Origin of the sequence: Pseudomonas corrugata (assembly GCF_001269905.1) — a bacterium.
In the GTDB taxonomy this organism is placed as follows: domain Bacteria; phylum Pseudomonadota; class Gammaproteobacteria; order Pseudomonadales; family Pseudomonadaceae; genus Aquipseudomonas; species Aquipseudomonas corrugata.
In genome coordinates, this window is record NZ_LHVK01000010.1 from 141055 (window position 1) to 158911 (window position 17857).

The 17857-nt window shown below is 61.3% G+C and carries 14 protein-coding genes; 6 read left to right on the top strand and 8 right to left on the bottom strand.

The features are described from left to right. Positions 1-49 precede the first annotated feature (49 nt). A complete protein-coding gene (locus AD665_RS17195) occupies positions 50-649 on the bottom strand; it encodes an FMN-dependent NADH-azoreductase (RefSeq protein WP_024780440.1) in 600 nt (199 codons plus the stop codon). 140 nt (positions 650-789) lie between these two features. Continuing rightward, positions 790-1104, bottom strand: a complete 315-nt coding sequence (locus tag AD665_RS17200; protein ID WP_053192938.1) for a hypothetical protein — start codon at positions 1102-1104, stop codon at positions 790-792. 50 nt (positions 1105-1154) lie between these two features. Here AD665_RS17200 and AD665_RS17205 point away from each other — a divergent pair, with 50 nt between their 5' ends. From AD665_RS17205 to AD665_RS17220, 4 genes are all read left to right on the top strand, one after another. Continuing rightward, the gene (locus tag AD665_RS17205; protein WP_053192940.1) at positions 1155-2078 is read left to right on the top strand and encodes a PA3225 family LysR-type transcriptional regulator; all 924 of its coding nucleotides are present in this window, start codon (positions 1155-1157) and stop codon (positions 2076-2078) included. A gap of 13 nt (positions 2079-2091) precedes the next feature. Then, positions 2092-2895 (top strand): alpha/beta fold hydrolase, encoded by an 804-nt coding sequence (locus AD665_RS17210; RefSeq protein WP_024780437.1) that lies wholly within the window; start codon positions 2092-2094, stop codon positions 2893-2895. A 4-nt stretch (positions 2896-2899) separates the two neighbouring features. Then, the gene (locus AD665_RS17215; protein WP_053192941.1) at positions 2900-3454 is read left to right on the top strand and encodes a peptidylprolyl isomerase; all 555 of its coding nucleotides are present in this window, start codon (positions 2900-2902) and stop codon (positions 3452-3454) included. Positions 3455-3540: 86 nt separating this feature from the next. Beyond that, positions 3541-5373: an ABC transporter ATP-binding protein gene (locus tag AD665_RS17220; RefSeq protein WP_024780435.1), complete on the top strand. Its 1833-nt coding sequence runs from the start codon at positions 3541-3543 to the stop codon at positions 5371-5373. Positions 5374-5567: 194 nt separating this feature from the next. Here the strand turns inward: AD665_RS17220 and AD665_RS17225 are convergent, their stop codons facing one another. After that, positions 5568-6692, bottom strand: coding sequence for a GNAT family N-acetyltransferase (locus AD665_RS17225; RefSeq protein ID WP_053192943.1), 1125 nt, complete (start codon positions 6690-6692; stop codon positions 5568-5570). Positions 6693-6973: 281 nt separating this feature from the next. Between AD665_RS17225 and AD665_RS17230 the strand changes: the two genes are divergently transcribed. Then, the gene (locus AD665_RS17230) at positions 6974-8290 is read left to right on the top strand and encodes a putative porin (protein WP_024780433.1); all 1317 of its coding nucleotides are present in this window, start codon (positions 6974-6976) and stop codon (positions 8288-8290) included. Positions 8291-8523: 233 nt separating this feature from the next. Here AD665_RS17230 and AD665_RS17235 read toward each other — a convergent pair whose 3' ends face one another. The 5 genes from AD665_RS17235 to aceK form a co-directional block, all read right to left on the bottom strand. Next, positions 8524-8760, bottom strand: coding sequence for an anti-sigma factor family protein (locus AD665_RS17235; RefSeq protein ID WP_024780432.1), 237 nt, complete (start codon positions 8758-8760; stop codon positions 8524-8526). Then, positions 8754-9365, bottom strand: coding sequence for an RNA polymerase sigma factor (locus AD665_RS17240; RefSeq protein WP_024780431.1), 612 nt, complete (start codon positions 9363-9365; stop codon positions 8754-8756). Before AD665_RS17240 ends, AD665_RS17235 begins: the two co-directional genes overlap by 7 nt. Positions 9366-9442: 77 nt before the next feature. Continuing rightward, entirely contained in the window at positions 9443-10564 is a 1122-nt protein-coding gene (locus tag AD665_RS17245) for a beta-ketoacyl-ACP synthase III (protein WP_024780430.1), read from the bottom strand. A 347-nt stretch (positions 10565-10911) separates the two neighbouring features. Further along, on the bottom strand, positions 10912-14823 hold the full coding sequence (gene hrpA / locus AD665_RS17250) for an ATP-dependent RNA helicase HrpA (RefSeq protein ID WP_053192945.1): 3912 nt from the start codon (positions 14821-14823) through the stop codon (positions 10912-10914). Positions 14824-14996: 173 nt separating this feature from the next. After that, positions 14997-16718, bottom strand: coding sequence for a bifunctional isocitrate dehydrogenase kinase/phosphatase (gene aceK / locus AD665_RS17255; RefSeq protein WP_053192947.1), 1722 nt, complete (start codon positions 16716-16718; stop codon positions 14997-14999). 129 nt (positions 16719-16847) lie between these two features. Between aceK and AD665_RS17260 the strand changes: the two genes are divergently transcribed. Continuing rightward, entirely contained in the window at positions 16848-17756 is a 909-nt protein-coding gene (locus tag AD665_RS17260; protein ID WP_053192949.1) for a DMT family transporter, read from the top strand. The last annotated feature ends 101 nt before the right edge of the window (positions 17757-17857 follow it).

The following is a 17857-nucleotide window of genomic DNA, read 5'->3' on the forward strand; positions in this document are numbered from 1 at the left end:
GAATCGCCAAGCCACTAGACCACTCAACGATTACCCGAGGATTAACAAGTCAGGCGACCTGGGACAGTTTGGCGTTGGCCTGATTCAAGCCCTTCTCCTGGAAGTCACCGCCCAGGTTCATGCCTTCGGCATGGATGAAGGTCACGTCGTGGATCCCGATGAAACCCATGACCTGGCGCAGGTAGGGTTCCTGGTGATCGGAGCTGCCACCGGCGTGGATGCCGCCGCGGGCGGTCAGCACGAAAGCACGTTTGCCAGTCAGCAGGCCTTGAGGTCCGGTGGGGGTGTACTTGAAGGTCACACCGGCACGCAGCACGTGGTCGAGCCAGGCTTTCAAGGTACTGGGGATGGCGAAGTTGTACATCGGCGCGGCCATCACCAGTACATCGGCGGCCAACAGCTCATCGGTCAGTTGGTTGGAGCGCTCCAGCGAGGCGTTCTCGATGTCGTTGCGCTGCTCGGCGGGCTTCATCCAGCCGCCCAACAGGTTGGCGTCCAGATGAGGCACGGCATTGACGGCGAGGTCGCGGACATTGATTTCATCGGCCGGGTGAGCGGCTTTCCACTGCTTGATGAAGGTCTGGGTCAGCTGACGGGAAACCGAGTCTTGCTGGCGGGCACTGCTTTCAATGATCAGAACGCGGGACATGGGATGTAGGCTCCATCTGAATGAGTTGTCAGTCGATGGAGCAGAGAGTAATAGGGACTATATCGATGAAAAAGCGCAAATATTTGCTGCAAAGCATCGATAAATTCGTTTATAAGCTGAACCAGCGTCCCAGTTTCGGATTACTTTGGCTTACAGGTCAGTTCGATGCGCAGCTTGATGATGTTGCGGTTGAACTTGGCGGTGGCGTTCTTGAACTTGCCGGCGGCCACCTCGATCTTGCGGGTACGAGGGGCTTCCGGACCGTTGCGAAACACCACGGTGCAGGCCGCGTCGGTGCTGCCGTAGTTGTTGACCTGGATGGAGCCGATGTCGGCGTCAGTGTCGTAGGCGGTGTAGTCGATGCTCAGGCCGTCGAGGTGTTTTTCCACATCGATCGGGTACGCGAACGCAGTCAGCGGCAACATGGCCAGCACTGCACAACAGATTTTCTTCATTCGGTTGTCTCCACCAAGGGACCGCCAGCTTAGGACAAGAGGAGCTCAATATGAAAGCGCCCCGCGTGACCCTTGATCAATGGCGAACGTTGCAGGCCGTGGTGGACCACGGCGGTTTCGCCCAGGCCGCCGACGTGCTGCACCGCTCCCAATCGTCGGTGAGCTATACCGTGGCCCGCATGCAGGATCAGCTCGGCGTGCCCTTGCTGCGTATCGATGGACGCAAAGCGGTGCTGACCGAAGCCGGTGGCGTGCTGTTGCGGCGCTCCCGGCAACTGGTGAAACAGGCCAGCCAACTGGAAGACCTGGCCCATCACATGGAACAAGGCTGGGAAGCGGAAGTACGGCTGGTGGTCGACGCCGCCTACCCCAGTGCCCGCCTCGTCCGAGCCCTGGCGGCGTTCATGCCGCAGAGCCGCGGCTGCCGGGTGCGCCTGCGTGAAGAAGTGCTGTCGGGCGTGGAAGAGGTGCTGCTCGAAGGCGTCGCCGACCTGGCCATCGTTGGCTTCAGCATCCCCGGCTACCTCGGGGCGGAGCTGAGCGACGTGGAGTTCGTCGCGGTGGCCCATCCCGAACACGCGTTGCATCGACTCAATCGTGAGCTGACGTTCCAGGACCTGGAAAGCCAGTTGCAAGTGGTGATCCGTGATTCCGGTCGCCAGCAACCCCGGGACGTCGGCTGGCTCGGTGCCGAGCAACGCTGGACCGTCGGCAGCCTTGCCACCGCCGCGACCTTCGTCAGCAGCGGCCTGGGCTTTGCCTGGCTGCCCCGGCACATGATCGAGCGGGAACTGCGGGAAGGCACGCTCAAGCGGCTACCCTTGGACCAGGGGGGCAGCCGCAACCCGAGTTTCTACCTGTATTCGAACAAGGAAAAACCCCTGGGCCCGGCCACGCAGATCCTCATCGAACTGCTGCGCACCTTCGATACCGCGCCGCTGGATGCGCCGTTCGCCGCCCCTGAACAAGCCTGACAAAGAGTTCGCCATGGCCTATTTCGCACACGAAGACTGCAATCTGCACTACGAGGAATACGGCCACGGCGCCCCCCTGCTGCTGGTCCATGGGCTGGGCTCCAGCACCCTGGATTGGGAAAAACAGATCCCGGTGTTATCCGCCCATTACCGCCTGATCGTGGTGGATGTGCGCGGCCATGGACGCTCCGATAAACCCCGCGGTCCCTACAGCATTGAAGGTTTCAGCGCCGACCTGATTGCCCTGATCGAACACCTGCGCCTGGGCCCGGTGCACCTGGTGGGCTGGTCCATGGGTGGCATGATCGCCTTTCAGTTGGCCGTGGATGAGCCCGGGCGGGTCAAGAGCCTGTGCATCGTCAACAGCGCGCCGCAAGTTAAGGTCCGCACCCTGGACGACTGCTGGCAGTGGTTCAAGCGCTGGAGCCTGATGCGTATCCTCAGCCTGGAGACCATCGGCAAGGCTCTGGGGGCCAAGCTGTTTCCCAAACCCGATCAGGCGGATTTACGCTTTGAAATGGCCCGGCGCTGGGCAAAAAACGACAAACATGCTTATCTCGCCAGCTTCGATGCCGTCGTGGGCTGGGGTGTCCAGGAACGACTTTCGCAGGTGGCCTGTCCAACCCTCGTCATCTGCGCCGACCATGACTACACCCCGGTGGCACTGAAAGAAGCCTATGTAAAACTGCTGCCCGATGCACGGCTGGTGGTCTTCACCGATTCAAGGCACGCTACTCCGCTGGACCAACCCGAACGCTTCAACCAAACCCTGCTCGACTTTTTGATCGCAATCGATTCCACCACCCAGGATCAATGAACCCATGCTGAAAAAGATCGCCCTCGCCGCCGGCTCCATCCTGTTTGCCGCCAACCTGATGGCCGCACCCGCACCACACGTGTTGCTGGACACCACCAACGGCCAGATCGAAATCGAACTGGACCCGGTCAAGGCGCCCATCAGTACCAAGAACTTCCTCGAGTACGTGGACAGCGGCTTCTACAACAACACGATTTTCCACCGTGTGATCCCGGGCTTCATGGCCCAGGGCGGTGGCTTCACCCAGCAGATGCAACAAAAAGACACCAAGGCGCCGATCAAGAACGAAGCCAGCAATGGCCTGCATAACGTTCGCGGCACCTTGTCGATGGCCCGCACTTCCGATCCGAACTCGGCCACCAGCCAGTTCTTCATCAACGTGGCGGACAACGCGTTCCTCGACCCAGGCCGTGACGCCGGTTATGCCGTGTTCGCCAAAGTGGTCAAGGGCATGGACGTCGTGGACATCATCGTCAACTCCCAGACCACCACCAAGCAAGGCATGCAAAACGTGCCGATCGACCCTGTGATCATCAAGTCGGCCAAGCGCATCGACTGACTGAAGGTACAGGGCAAGCCTGAGCGGCGACGGCGATCCCGCGCCGCTCACAGCAAACAAGGAGCGCCCTGCCCGGGCTGTTTACCATGGTTTATCGCCGTTTCGAAAAGCTGATCGACATCTTCCGCGACGCCCCCAGTTCTGCCCCGCCGAACCGCGTCCTGCCCTTCTATACGTATTACCTGAGACAAGTCTGGCCGAGCTTCGCCGTCCTGCTGGTGGTGGGCCTGATCGGCGCACTGATCGAAGTGGCGCTGTTCAGTTACCTGAGTCGCATCATCGACCTGGCCCAAGGCACGCCCAACGTCGACTTCTTCAAGATCCATGGTCTGGAACTGGCGTGGATGGCAGTGGTGGCGCTGGTCCTGCGACCCATTTTCGTGGCCTTGCATGACCTGCTGGTGCACCAGACCCTGAGCCCCGGCATGACCAGCCTGATCCGCTGGCAGAACCACAGCTATGTGCTCAAGCAGAGCCTGAATTTTTTCCAGAACGACTTCGCCGGACGCATTGCCCAGCGCATCATGCAGACCGGCAACTCCCTGCGTGACTCAGCGGTGCAGGCCGTGGACGCATTGTGGCACGTGCTGATCTATGCCATCAGCTCGCTGGTGCTGTTCGCCGAAGCCGACTGGCGCCTGATGATTCCCCTGCTGCTGTGGATCGCCGCCTACATCGGCTCGCTCTATTACTTCGTGCCACGAGTCAAAGAGCGCTCGGTGGTGTCGTCCGATGCCCGCTCCAAGCTCATGGGCCGGATCGTCGACGGCTACACCAACATCACCACGCTGAAGCTGTTCGCCCACACTAATTTCGAACAGCAATACGCTCGCGAAGCCATCCAGGAGCAGACCGAAAAAGCCCAGTTGGCCGGCCGCGTGGTGACCAGCATGGACGTGGTTATTACCAGCATGAACGGGCTGCTGATCGTCGGTACCACCGGTCTGGCGCTGTGGCTGTGGACCCAGTCACTGATCAGCGTCGGCGCCATTGCCCTGGCGACCGGGTTGGTGATCCGTATCGTCAACATGTCCGGCTGGATCATGTGGGTAGTCAACGGCATCTTCGAAAACATCGGCATGGTCCAGGACGGCCTGCAGACCATTGCCCAACCGGTCAGCGTCACCGACCGCGAACACGCCAGGCCATTGGTCGTAGGCCGGGGCGAAGTGCGTTTCGAGCATGTGGATTTCCACTACGGCAAGCAGAGCGGTGTGATCGGCGACTTGAACCTGGTGATCAAGCCCGGGGAAAAGATTGGTCTCATCGGCCCGTCCGGCGCGGGGAAATCCACCCTGGTCAACCTGCTGCTGCGTCTTTATGACGTCGAGGCCGGGCGGATCCTCATCGACGGCCAGGACATCGCCGAGGTGAGCCAGGAGAGCCTGCGCGAACGGATCGGCATGATCACCCAGGACACCTCGCTGCTGCACCGCTCGATTCGCGACAACCTGCTTTACGGCAAGCCCGACGCCACCGACGCACAGCTCTGGGAAGCCGTGCGCAAGGCTCGTGCCGATGAGTTCATCCCGCTGCTGTCGGACGCCCAGGGCCGCACCGGCTTCGACGCCCATGTGGGGGAACGCGGCGTGAAACTCTCCGGCGGCCAGCGCCAGCGCATCGCCATTGCCCGGGTGCTGCTCAAGGATGCACCGATCCTGATCATGGACGAAGCGACGTCAGCACTCGACTCGGAAGTGGAAGCGGCGATCCAGGAAAGCCTCGAGACGCTGATGCAAGGCAAGACCGTGATCGCCATCGCCCACCGCCTCTCGACCATTGCCCGGATGGATCGGCTGGTGGTGCTGGAAAACGGCCGCATCGCCGAAACCGGCAGCCACGCCGAACTGCTGGCCCATGGCGGGTTGTACGCGCGGTTGTGGCAGCATCAGACGGGAGGGTTTGTGGGGATCGACTGAAACCTGACTCAACCACCTGTGGCAAGGGGGATTTATCTGTGGCGAGGGGATTCATCCCCGCTGGGCTGCGCAGCAGCCCTAAAGCCTGACACCTCGGTGTATCAGGCAGATTGAGTTGGATCTCTCTTGGGGCTGCTTCGCAGCCCAGCGGGGATGAATCCCCTCGCCACTGGGGTCCATTTCAGCCAGTGGACTCAGCACTGCCGATACGGCAACGCCCCCCTCGCCTCCTCGGCATACGCCAATACTCCCGCCTGCTCCCGAATAAGGAAATCCGCCACCGCCGCTTTCAACCCCGGATGGCGCAAGTAATGCCAGGAGCGGGTAATCACCGGCTCGAAACCGCGAATCAGTTTGTGCTCGCCCTGGGCACCGGCATCGAATCGCCGCAAACCTTGGGCAATCGCGTAGTCCATGCCTTGGTAGAAACAGGTTTCAAAGTGCAGGCGGTCGAATTCTGCCAGGCAGCCCCAGTAGCGCCCATAGAAACTGTCACCCCCTACCAGACTGAACGCCATCGCCACAGACCGTGATCCTTGCCTGGCCAGCACCACGCGAATGGCCTCGGGCATGCGTTCGGCCAGCAGGCTGAAAAATCCCCGGGTCAGGTACGGAGCCTGTCGGCGCACGGCGTAGGTATTGGCGTAGCAGGCGTAGACAAAATCCCACTGCGCCTCGTCCAGTTGATGCCCCTCGAACCACTCGAAGTCAATGCCCTGCCCCGCCACCTGTTCGCGCTCCTTGCGCATCTGCTTGCGCTTTCGGGAGCTGAGTGCGTCGAGAAAATCCTGAAAGTCCCGATAGTCGCGATTATGCCAGTGGTACTGGCAGCCGACCCGCTGCATCCAGTCCTCTTGCGCGGCCAGCGCCTTATCGGTGAAGGGATCGGTAAAGTTGATGTGCGCACTGCTTAGCCCTTCGATTTCCAGGTAGCCCGGCAAACTCTTGAGCAACTCAAAACCGTCCTCGACCGTCGCCGCCAGTAGACGCGGTCCGCTGACAGGGCTGAAAGGCACAGCAGTCAGCAGTTTCGGGTAATAGTCGATGCCGGCACGCTCGCAAGCGTCCGCCCAGCCATGATCGAACACGTACTCGCCGTAGGAATGCCACTTTCGATAGCTGGGCAATGCGGCGATCAACCGGTCACCGTCCGTGTGCAACAAATGCTCGGGCTGCCATCCGGAATGCGGGCCGACACTGCCGCTGTCCTCCAGCGCGCTGAGGAAGGCGTGGCGCAGAAACGGCTGGCTCTGCGGTACCAGGGCATCCCAGGTGCGTGGCGATATTTCAGACAGTCTGTGCAGGCGCTGCAACGGCATCGATTCTTCTCCACTTCGCGATTCAGAGCCTCGCAAGTATCGCTTATCACCGCGAGTTCCACATCTCGCGACGACGACAAGACCTGCCGGAACACGTTCAGAAAAGCCACTGAATCGTCACCGGCGCGCCATCACATTGCCACCACCTTGTCATAAACCATCGCGATACTGGCGCCAGTTTTTAGAGCGCCGGGTTCTAACCCGGTCACGGTTTCCGTCCTTCAACGGTCGGTTGTGTCCCGGATGATCCCGTCATCCCCTCTCATCCTTCGGAGATTGATATGCGTCTTGCTTCCACGAAAACTGCGGCGGCCCTGTGCGGGGGTCTGCTGCTGGCCATGAGTGTACCGGCCAGCGCCGCAGTCGACGCCAAACTGCTCGACATGCTCAAGGCCAACGGTTCGATTACCACCGCGCAGTACACCGAACTGCAAGCCGAACTGGCCCGGGATCAAAAAGAACAACAGATCGCTCGCCAGGCTCAGCAGGAAACCAACGAACAGATCGCCGCGACCGCGAAGAAAGCCAACGAGCTGAGCTCCTTCGACCAGAAACTGGCGTGGGCGGCCAAGACCCAGTTCAAAGGTGACGTGCGCTTCCGTCATGAAACCGTGAAAAACGACGGCGTCTCGAACACCGGTGACCAGGATCGCCAACGTATCCGCGTTCGTCTGGGTGCCTACAGCGAAATCAACCCGCAAGTGGACACCGGCATCCGCATCGCCACCGGCAGCGACAACGATTCGCGCTCCACCAACCAAAGTCTGGACAACAACTTCACCAAGAAGGACCTGTGGCTGGACCAGGGTTACGTCGACTACCACCCGGACGCCATCAAGAACCTGCACCTCGTGGGCGGCAAAATGCCCCAGCAATGGGTGAGCATGGGCGACATCATCTGGGATAGCGACATCAGCCCCGAAGGTCTGTCGGCTTCCTACAAGTACCCGCTGGGCGCCAACACCGAATTGTTCGGCAGCGCCGGCCACTACACCCTCAAGGACAACGTGGACGGCGAAGGCAAGCAGTTCCGTCACGATCTGCGACTCTACGCAGGCCAGTTGGGCGCTCGCTTCGCGATCACTGACAATCTGAAAATGACCCTGGGTGGCAGTATCTACGCCTACGATAACGACAACGACATCAACAACACCTGCTCGGCCAACAACTGCCGCCTGGCCATCAACGGCAACAGTGCGAACGAACAATTCAAGCTGTATGAAGGCTTTGGCCAGCTCGACATCGGCGGCCTGCCAATGCCACTGTCGCTGTACGGTCAGGTGGTCAACAACAAGGACGCCAGCAACGATCAGGACATGGGCTGGCTGGTGGGTGCCAAGACCAAAGTCTTCGGCTTCGGCCTGGACTACAACTATCGCGACGTACAGCGTAACGCCGTGGTCGGTGCCTTCACCGACTCCGACTTCGCCAACGGCTTCACCGGTTCGCGTGGCAGCAAGCTGAAAGCGAGCTACGAACTGGACAAGAACTTCTCGCTCGGCGCGACGTACTTCATGGCCGATTCCGACTACACCAACGCCACGCTGAAGGACTCGAAGATCAACACCCTGCAGCTGGATGCTGAAGCGAAGTTCTGATCACCGCTCTACAGCTCGGGCAAGGAAGCTCGACGCGCATCTTTCAACCTGACGTTGCTGCATCGGCCCCATCATCCGTCCGATTCAGCAACGCCAGGCTTTTTTCGTTCAGCCGCCCCCCTGTGGGAGCGAGCCTGCTCGCGATAGCGGTCTGTCAGTTGACGGGGATGACGGCTGGCACGGCCTCATCGCGAGCAGGCTCGCCCCCACAGGGTGTTGTGGTGACTCAAGATTCAGCGTGAATGCCGGCGGCGCTCGGCGGCGAGTTTTTCGGCGAGGTGATCCAGGTCGGGGACGGGCGGCTCGGGGAGTTTTCTGAGGGTGGCCTGCATCAGCTTCATCTGGCGAATGAAGCGTCGGCAGTTGGGACAGAACATCAGGTGATGACGGACCATCAAGCGTTCGCGAAAGCTCAGTTGGCCGTCGAGATAATCGCTGGAACGCGCCACTTGTTCCTTGCAGGTCAGCATTCGCCGGTCTCCTCGAAATGTTCCACGGTCGCGAAGACCTTTAGCCGGGCGCGATGCAACAGCACGCGTACGTTAGAGAGCGAGATGTCCAGAAGATTACAAATTTCTTCCAGCTCCAGCCCCTGGCGTTCGCGCAAGGTCAACACGCTGCCTTGCAGTTCCGACAGGCTGAGCAGCGTGTGCTCAAGGCAATCGCGCAATTCGCTCTCTGTCAGCAGCGCTTCCGGCGTGTCCTGGTGCCAGGCGAACGGCGCCAGCAGCCAGTGGCCATCGGCGGCGAAACGATCATCGCCCAATGTGCCATGGGGCGATGGCAGGTCGTCGAGCAACACCTCGCGACGGTTCTGCTTGTAGCGCCCCTTCGCAGCGTTGGCAGTAATGGTCAGCAACCAGGTCTTGAGACTGGAACGGCCCTGGAAACCACTGAGGTTGCGCACCACCGACAGCCAGGCGTCCTGCACCACTTCGTCGGCATGGCGGCTACCAACGATGGCATAAGCGACCGCACGCATCGGGCTCTGGTAGGTGCTGACCAGTTCCTTGTAGGCGCGCTGCTCCCCCGCCAGCAAGCGTTGGAGTAGTTGAGTGTCGTTGGTGGTAGTCATTCAAGCTCTCATATGCCTGACACTATTGTGGCGAGGGGAATTATCCCCTCGCCACAATAAATCCGCTAACAACTGGATCAATGTTTGCGCAGGATCACGCTACCAATCGAATACCCCGCCCCAAACGAACTGAGTACCGCAACCGAGCCACTGGGCAAGTCATCCTGGTTCAGGTGGAACGCAATCACCGAACCCGCCGAGCTGGTATTGGCATAGCGGTCGAGGATCACCGGGGCTTCCTCTTCAGTGGCTTCGCGCCCCAGCAGCTTGCGCACGATCAGGTGATTCATGCTCAGATTAGCCTGGTGCAGCCAGAAGCGCTTCACTTGCTCGACGTTCAACTGGTTTTCTTCCAGATGAGCGCCGATCAGCTCGGCCACCATCGGGCACACATCGCGGAACACCTTTCGGCCTTCCTGGACGAACAGCTTGTCGCGGGTGCCGATGCCCTCTTCCGCGGCGCGGTTGAGGAAGCCGAAGTTGTTGCGGATGTTATTGGAGAACTTGGTGAGCAGCTTGGTGCTGACCACATCGAACTGGTGCGGCGAGGTCGCCAGGTCCGCTCGCTCGATGATCACAGCGGTGGCCGCGTCGCCGAAGATGAAGTGGCTGTCGCGGTCGCGGAAGTTCAGGTGACCGGTGCACACTTCGGGGTTGACCATCAGGATCGCCCGAGCCTGGCCCAGTTGCACGCTGTTGGCCGCGGCCTGGATGCCGAACGTCGCCGAGGAGCAGGCCACGTTCATGTCGAAACCGAACCCTTCGATGCCCAGGGCTTCCTGGACTTCGATGGCGATGGCCGGGTATGCGCGCTGCAAGTTGGAGCAGGCGACGATCACTCCATCGATGTCGGCGACGGTACGGCCGGCACGCTCCAGCGCCTGCTTCGCGGCGCCGATGGCCATTTCGCAGAGCACCGACCATTGCTCATTGGAGCGCTCGGGCAGGCGTGGGGTCATGCGCTGCGGGTCGAGGATACCGTCCTTGTCCATGACAAAGCGGCTCTTGATGCCGGAAGCTTTCTCGATAAACGCCGCGCTGGATTCGGTCAACGCCTCGATTTCACCGCGCTCGATGGCTTCGGCGTTGTCGGCATTGAACTGCGCGACATAGGCGTTGAAGGATTGCACCAGCTCTTCATTGGAAATGCTGTTGGCCGGGGTATACAGGCCGGTGCCACTGATGACGACGTTATGCATGGTCGTGTCTCTGATTTGTTCAGGCAGAAAGTATTGGTACCGACGTACCAATACGCAAAGGGTCTTTTCCCATCCTGGGGAAGCAGACCTGGCATCGCTTTATTCCGATCCGCCCGGGGAATTGAAGCTCAAAACCACGGGACCGGCATTTATAGGCGCGAAGTTTGCCATAAACGCTGGCGTTTGGCCCATTCTCCCTCAATCAAGACACAAAACCCTTGTGGAAGATGCAAGGCCCTGTGGGAGCGAGCCTGCTCGCGATAGCGATCTGTCAGTTGATAGGGATGTCGACTGACACTGCCTCATCGCGAGCAGGCTCGCTCCCACAAGGGATCAATGGTGCTGCCTCAGGGCTCCACCTGCCCCCACTGCTTGCCCAGGCGCTTGTCTGAAATAGGTACCTTGGTCCCCAACTGCTGGGCGAACAGTGACACCCGGTATTCCTCCAGCCACCAGCGGTAAAGCTCCAGTTGCGCGTCGCGCTTGCCTTCCTGGGCGTGTTTGCCGGCGCGGGTCTGGTACTGGGTCCAGAGATTCGACAGCTCGCCGCTCCAGACCCGGTCTTTCTGCACTTGACTGCCCAGCTTCTCGAAACGCTGCTCGATGGCCTTGAGGTAGCGCGGCAGTTCCTTGAGCCATTGATGCGGGGTTTCGCGCACGAAGCCCGGGTACACCAGATGGCTGAGCTGCTGCTTGATATCGTTCAGTGCCACAGCCTGGGCAAGGTCGATCTTGCCCTTGAAACGCTTTTGCAGGCCGTGCCACAGTTTGAGGATATCCAGGGTCAGCTTCGCCAGGCGTTCGGCGTGTTCGGTCCAGCCGCCGCGCTTGCGCTCGGCCAGGGACGCCAGCGCCGCGCCGTCGCGAGGCAGGTTCGCTTCACCTTCCAGCACGCAACGGTCGAGACTGGCCAGCAGGATGTCCTCCACCAGATTGTCGATACGTCCCAGCTCGCGGTAGAGCAAACCGAGCTCCGTCAGCCCCGGCAACTTGCCCCGCAGGAACTTGGCCGACTCTGCCAATTGCTGCATCAACAACCGTTGCAAGGCGCGGCGATGCTGGAATTCGGCTTCAGCCGGAGTCGGGAAACGCCCTTCCTTGACCACGCCGCCCTCCTCCACCAGCGCCGGATACACCGTCATCGACAGCCCGGCGATCTTCTGCTGGGTCTTTTCCGCCACCGGCGCGAAGACCTTGGCTTCCACCGGCACCTGGCTTTTTGCGCTTTGTGGCACGGCCAAGGCAGCCTGGCTGGCTTCGGCAAAGCGCGCTGTCAGCTCGGCCAGGTCGCGCCCCTCGCCGAGAAACTTGCCCTGGCCGTCGACGATTTCCAGGTTCATGCGCAGGTGGCTTTCCACTTGCTGCGCCGCTTCAGTCCAGGCCTCGTCGCTGACCCGCGCACCGGTCATGCGCAACAGCTCACGGCCCAGGGATTGCGGCAATGAGCCTTCAGCGAAGGTGATGCGTTGCAGCGCAGCCTTGACGAAGTCCGGCACCGGCACGAAGTTCTTGCGCAGGGCCTTGGGCAGGTTGCGCACCAGAGCAATGCACTTGGCCTCGATCATGCCGAGCACCAGCCACTCCAGGCGCTCAGGCGGCAGCATCGGCAACAGCGGTGCCGGCACCCGCAATGTCACACCGTCACGGGGATGGTTGGGCTCGAAATGGTAACTGAGCGGCAACGTCAGGTCGCCGACGCGCAAGGTGTCGGGGAAGTGCGCAGCGGTCACTTCGCTGGCCTCGCGAGCCAACACGTCCTCTTCGCGCATGATCAACAACTGCGGGTCTTTCTGGCTGTTGATCCTGTACCAACTGTCGAACGTCGCGGTCTGGTGGATCTCGGCCGGCAACCGTGCGTCATAGAAAGCGAACAGCGTTTCCTCGTCCGCCAGGATGTCGCGGCGACGGGCCTTGGCTTCCAGTTCGTCGAGTTGCTCCAACAAGCGGGTATTGGCGGCCAGGCACTTGGCCTTGGATTGGATTTCGCCGCGCACCAGGGCCTCGCGGATAAACAGCTCGCGCGACACCACTGGGTCCACCGGTCCGTAATGCACCGGCCGACGACCGACCACGATCAGGCCGAACAGGGTGATCTGCTCATACGCCACGACCTGTCCGCGCCTCTTCTCCCAATGGGGTTCGAAGTGGTTCTTCTTGATCAAGTGTCCGGCCAGCGGTTCGATCCAGTCCGGTTCGATTTTGGCGACCATGCGCGCATACAACTTGGTGGTTTCCACCAGTTCGGCGGTCATCAGCCACTGCGGACGCTTCTTGCCCAGCCCCGACGAGGGATGGACCCAGAACCGCCGTTGACGGGCGCCAAGGTAGTCGCCGTCTTCGGTCTTCTGGCCGATCTGGCTCAGCAGGCCCGAGAGCACCGCTTTGTGCAGTTTCGGATAATCGGCCGGGTCCTTGTTGAGGCTCAACTGCATGTCGCGGCAGATCAGGCTCAACTGGCGATGGGCGTCGCGCCATTCGCGCAGGCGCAAGTAATTGAGGAAGTTCTTGCGGCACCAGTTGCGCAACGGGCTGGCCGTCAAGGCCTGGCGTTGTTCTTCAAAACCGCGCCACAGATTAACCAGCCCGGCAAAGTCCGAGTCCGGATCCTTCCATTGAGCGTGGGCCTGGTCGGCGGCCTGTTGACGTTCGGGCGGACGCTCTCGCGGATCCTGGATCGACATGGCGCTGGCGACAATCAGCACTTCCTGCAGGCTGCCCAGCTTCGCCGCTTCCAGCAACATGCGCCCCATGCGCGGGTCCACCGGCAAGCGCGCCAACTGACGGCCCAACGGGGTCAGTTGGCTGTTGCGGTCCACTGCCGACAATTCTTGCAGCAGGTTGAAACCGTCGCTGATGGCCTTGCCATCCGGCGGCTCGATGAACGGGAAATCAGTGATCTCGCCCAGGCGCAGATGGAGCATCTGCAGGATCACCGCCGCCAGGTTGGTGCGCAGGATCTCGGGGTCGGTAAATTCCGGCCGTCCGAGGAAATCTTCTTCGCTGTACAGCCGTACGCAAATCCCCGGCTCGACCCGCCCGCAACGCCCCTTGCGCTGGTTGGCGCTGGCCTGGGAAATGGCTTCGATGGGCAGGCGCTGGACCTTGGCGCGATAGCTGTAGCGGCTGATCCGCGCGGTGCCGCTATCGATCACGTAGCGGATGCCCGGCACGGTGAGCGAGGTTTCGGCGACGTTGGTCGCCAGCACCACACGACGGCCCGGGTGGGACTGGAAGATCCGCTGTTGTTCGGCCGGGGACAAGCGCGCATACAACGGCAAGATCTCGGTGTGCTTGAGCTGGGCCTTGCGCAGCATTTCCGCCGCGTCACGAATCTCCCGCTCCCCCGGCAAGAACACCAGCACATCGCCAGGGCTGCGGCGCTCGCTGCGCTCATGGGCGGCGATTTCATCGAGGGTGGCGAGAATCGCCTGGTCGACGGTCAGGTCGTCCTCGACGCGGTTGCCCTCTTCGTCCTGCTCCAGGGTCAGCGGGCGGTACCAGGTTTCCACCGGGAAGGTGCGGCCCGAGACTTCCACGATCGGCGCGTCGTCGAAGTGCTTGGAGAAGCGCTCCAGGTCGATGGTCGCCGAGGTGATGATGACCTTAAGGTCCGGGCGGCGCGGCAGCAGGGTCTTGAGATACCCCAGCAGGAAGTCGATGTTCAGGCTGCGCTCGTGGGCTTCGTCGACGATGATCGTGTCGTAGCGCTCGAGGTAGCGGTCGTTCTGAGTCTCGGCCAGCAGGATGCCGTCGGTCATCAACTTGATCAGGGTGTTGGCGTCGCTCTGGTCCTCGAACCTCACCTGGTAGCCCACCAGCGCGCCCAATGGCGTGGCCAGTTCTTCGGCAACCCGGCTCGCCACGCTGCGGGCGGCGATCCGGCGCGGTTGGGTGTGGCCGATCAAGCCATACTGGCCGCGCCCGATTTCCAGGCAGATCTTCGGCAATTGCGTGGTTTTGCCCGAACCGGTTTCGCCGGCGATGATCAGCACCTGGTGCTTGAGCAGCGCATCCTTGATTTCGTCACGCTTGGCGGCAATCGGCAGATTGTCGTCGTAGCGAATCAGCGGCAGGCTTGCCTTGCGCGCCAGCACCTGGTCGCACGACGCCTGCATGCGCGCCACCCACTGGGCCAGCTTGGCCTCATCGGGTTTCTTGCGCAGCTCGAGCAACTGCCGCCGCAACCGGTGACGGTCGGCGAGCATGGCGTGGTCGAGGTTCTTCAGCAGCTTGTCGATAGCGGGGGCTTGGTCAGTCATCGGGTACGCAAGGGTCGTCGGTTTTATGCAGGGGGCGATTGTCGCAGATTTGCGCACAGGTGGGAGCAAGGCTTGCCCGCGATGACGGAGGTCAGCTTGCATCAATGTCAATTTTCGGACCGTTGTCGCGAGCAAGCTTTGCTCCCACAGGGGTGTTGCCCAACCTCCAAAGGTTATTCGTTATCCAGGTCCTTGCGCCGATACGGGAACACATCAATCACCTTCCCCGCTCGAATGGCCTCTTGCAGGCCTTTCCAGTAATCGGCGTTGTACAGCTCGCCGTGCATCTGGTCGAACAACTTGCGCTGCCCGGCGTCGGCGAACAGGAAGGGTGGGAACTCTTCGGGAAAGACGTCCAGCGGACCGATGGAGTACCACGGTTCGGAGGCCATTTCGTCTTCCGGGGTGCGCGGCTGGGGGATGTGTCGGAAGTTGGCTTCGGTGAGGAAGCAGATCTCGTCGTAGTCGTAGAACACCACCCGGCCATGGCGGGTCACGCCGAAGTTCTTGAGCAACATGTCGCCAGGGAAGATATTTGCCGCCGCCAATTGCTTGATGGCCAGGCCATAGTCCTCCAGCGCCTCGCGCACCTGGGCCTCGCTGGCGTTTTCCAGATAGAGGTTCAGCGGTGTCATGCGCCGCTCGGTCCAGCAGTGACGAATCAGCACCGTATTGCCTTCTACTGACACCGTGGAGGGCGCCACGTCCAGCAGCTCCTGGAGGCAAGTCGGTTCGAATTTTTCCAAGGGAAAACGGAAATCGGCGAACTCCTGGGTATCGGCCATTCGCCCGACCCGGTCGACACTCTTCACCAACCGGTACTTCTCGATCACCGTGGCGCGGTCGACGTTTTTCGATGGCGAGAAACGGTCCTTGATGATCTTGAACACCGTATTGAATCCCGGCAACGTGAACACGCTCATGACCATGCCACGCACTCCTGGCGCCATGATGAACTGGTCATCGGTGGTCGCCAGGTGATTGATCAGGGCCCGGTAGAATTCGGACTTGCCGTGCTTGTAGAAACCGATGGAGGTGTACAGTTCGGCGACGTGTTTGCCAGGCAGGATACGCTTGAGGAAGCCGATGAATTCCGCCGGCACCGGCACGTCTACCATGAAGTATGAGCGGGTAAACGAGAAGATGATCGAGACTTGGGCCTCGTCGGTGATCAGCGCGTCGATCTGGATGCCCCGGCCCTCGCGGTGCAGCAGCGGAATCACCAGAGGCCATTGGTCATCGCGGGTGAAGATCCGGCCAACCAGGTAAGCGCCTTTGTTGCGATAGAGCACTGACGAAAACAGCTCCACGGTCAGTTCCGGGTCCTTGCAGACCCAATCCGGCAGGTTTTCCCGCAGTTGGGCCTCGAGGCGCTGCAGGTCACCCGCCAGGTCGGCGTAGTCCTCGCTGAAACGGAAGTCGGCGAAGATGCCCGCGAGCATCCGGTCCAGTTGTCCCTGGGGCTTGTAGGTGCGGGTCTGCGCGGAGCGGGCCCGGCGCAGACTCGGCCGGGTGGTGTGGATGAACATGGTGCCGTCGCTGATCAGGTCATGGCTGAAGAGGCCACAGAAAATCGAGTTGTACCAGGTCTCGGACAGCTCATCGTCGAAACGCAGGTCGATCAGACTGATATAGGCACTTTTCACCAGTGGCCAGCAGCCGACATCCATCAGCGCCTCGGCGTCGAAGGCCGTACGCAGCCGGGCCACGGTTTCGAAGACCTTTTCTTCATACAGATTGATCCGCGCCGCCGACGCCGCTTGGGCCTCCTGCCATCGGGCCTGCTCGAACCGGGCACGGGCACCGTCGGTAATCTGCCGGAAATGCTCACGATAATCGTCGAAGCCGTCGAGAATCGAGCGGGCGATATCGCTGGCGGGCCATGGCTGCGGCATAGGTAGAACCTCGGCGGGACGTCTTGTCATGAGCGGCTGAGCTTAGAGGCCAATCACGCGGCAACGCAACCATTGCCATCAGTCCACAGGAGGGCGACACTTGCGAGCCAACCATGGAAGGAATCCTTCGTGAACCCCGTCGATCTCCTGCGTCTGCTGTCATTGGCCGCCATCTGGGGGGCGAGCTTCCTGTTCATGCGCATTATCGCGCCCGTCATCGGCACGATCCCCACGGCCTTTTTTCGCGTCTCCATCGCCTTCGTCGGGTTGGTGGTGATCCTGGCCCTGATGCGGGTCGACTGGAATTTCCGTGGCAAGCTGAAAGTCGCGATGGGGCTGGGCCTGATCAACTCGGGCATTCCCGCGACGTTCTATTCCTTGGCGGCCCAGACCCTTCCAGCCGGTTACTCGGCGATTTTCAACGCCACGACGCCGTTGATGGGGGTGTTGATCGGCGGGCTGTTCTTCAGCGAGCAGCTCACGGTGGCCAAGGTCAGCGGCGTGTTCCTGGGACTGCTCGGCGTCGGCATCCTGACCCGCGCCGGCCCGGTGGCCTTCGACCTGCAACTGCTGATGGGCGCCCTCGCCTGCCTGATGGCCACCACCTGTTACGGCTTCGCCGGATTCCTCACCCGGCGCTGGCTCGATCATCAAGGCGGGTTGGACAGCCGTCTCTCCGCCCTGGGGAGCATGTTCGGCGCCACAGTGTTCCTGCTGCCGCTGTTCGGTTACAGCGTCATCAGCCAACCCCCGGCCAGCTGGGGTGGCTGGAGCGTCTGGCTGTCACTGCTGGGGTTGGGGCTGGTGTGCACCGCGCTGGCGTACATCCTTTATTTCCGGTTGCTCAGCGCCATCGGGCCGGTCAAATCCATGACCGTTACCTTCCTGATCCCGCCCTTCGGCGTGCTGTGGGGGGCGTTGTTGCTGGATGAGCCGTTGGGGATGGCGCATCTGTATGGCGGGGTGCTGATTGCGGCAGCGTTGTGGCTGGTGTTGAAACCGGCGGCGCAGAAGCCGGTCGAGGTGTCCGCGCGATAGCACATCGGCGCATTTGAGCATGTCATCGCGGGCAAGCCTTGCTCCCACAGGTTATGCGACGTCCTGTGGGGGCATGGCTTGCCCGCGATGGCGGTACTGCA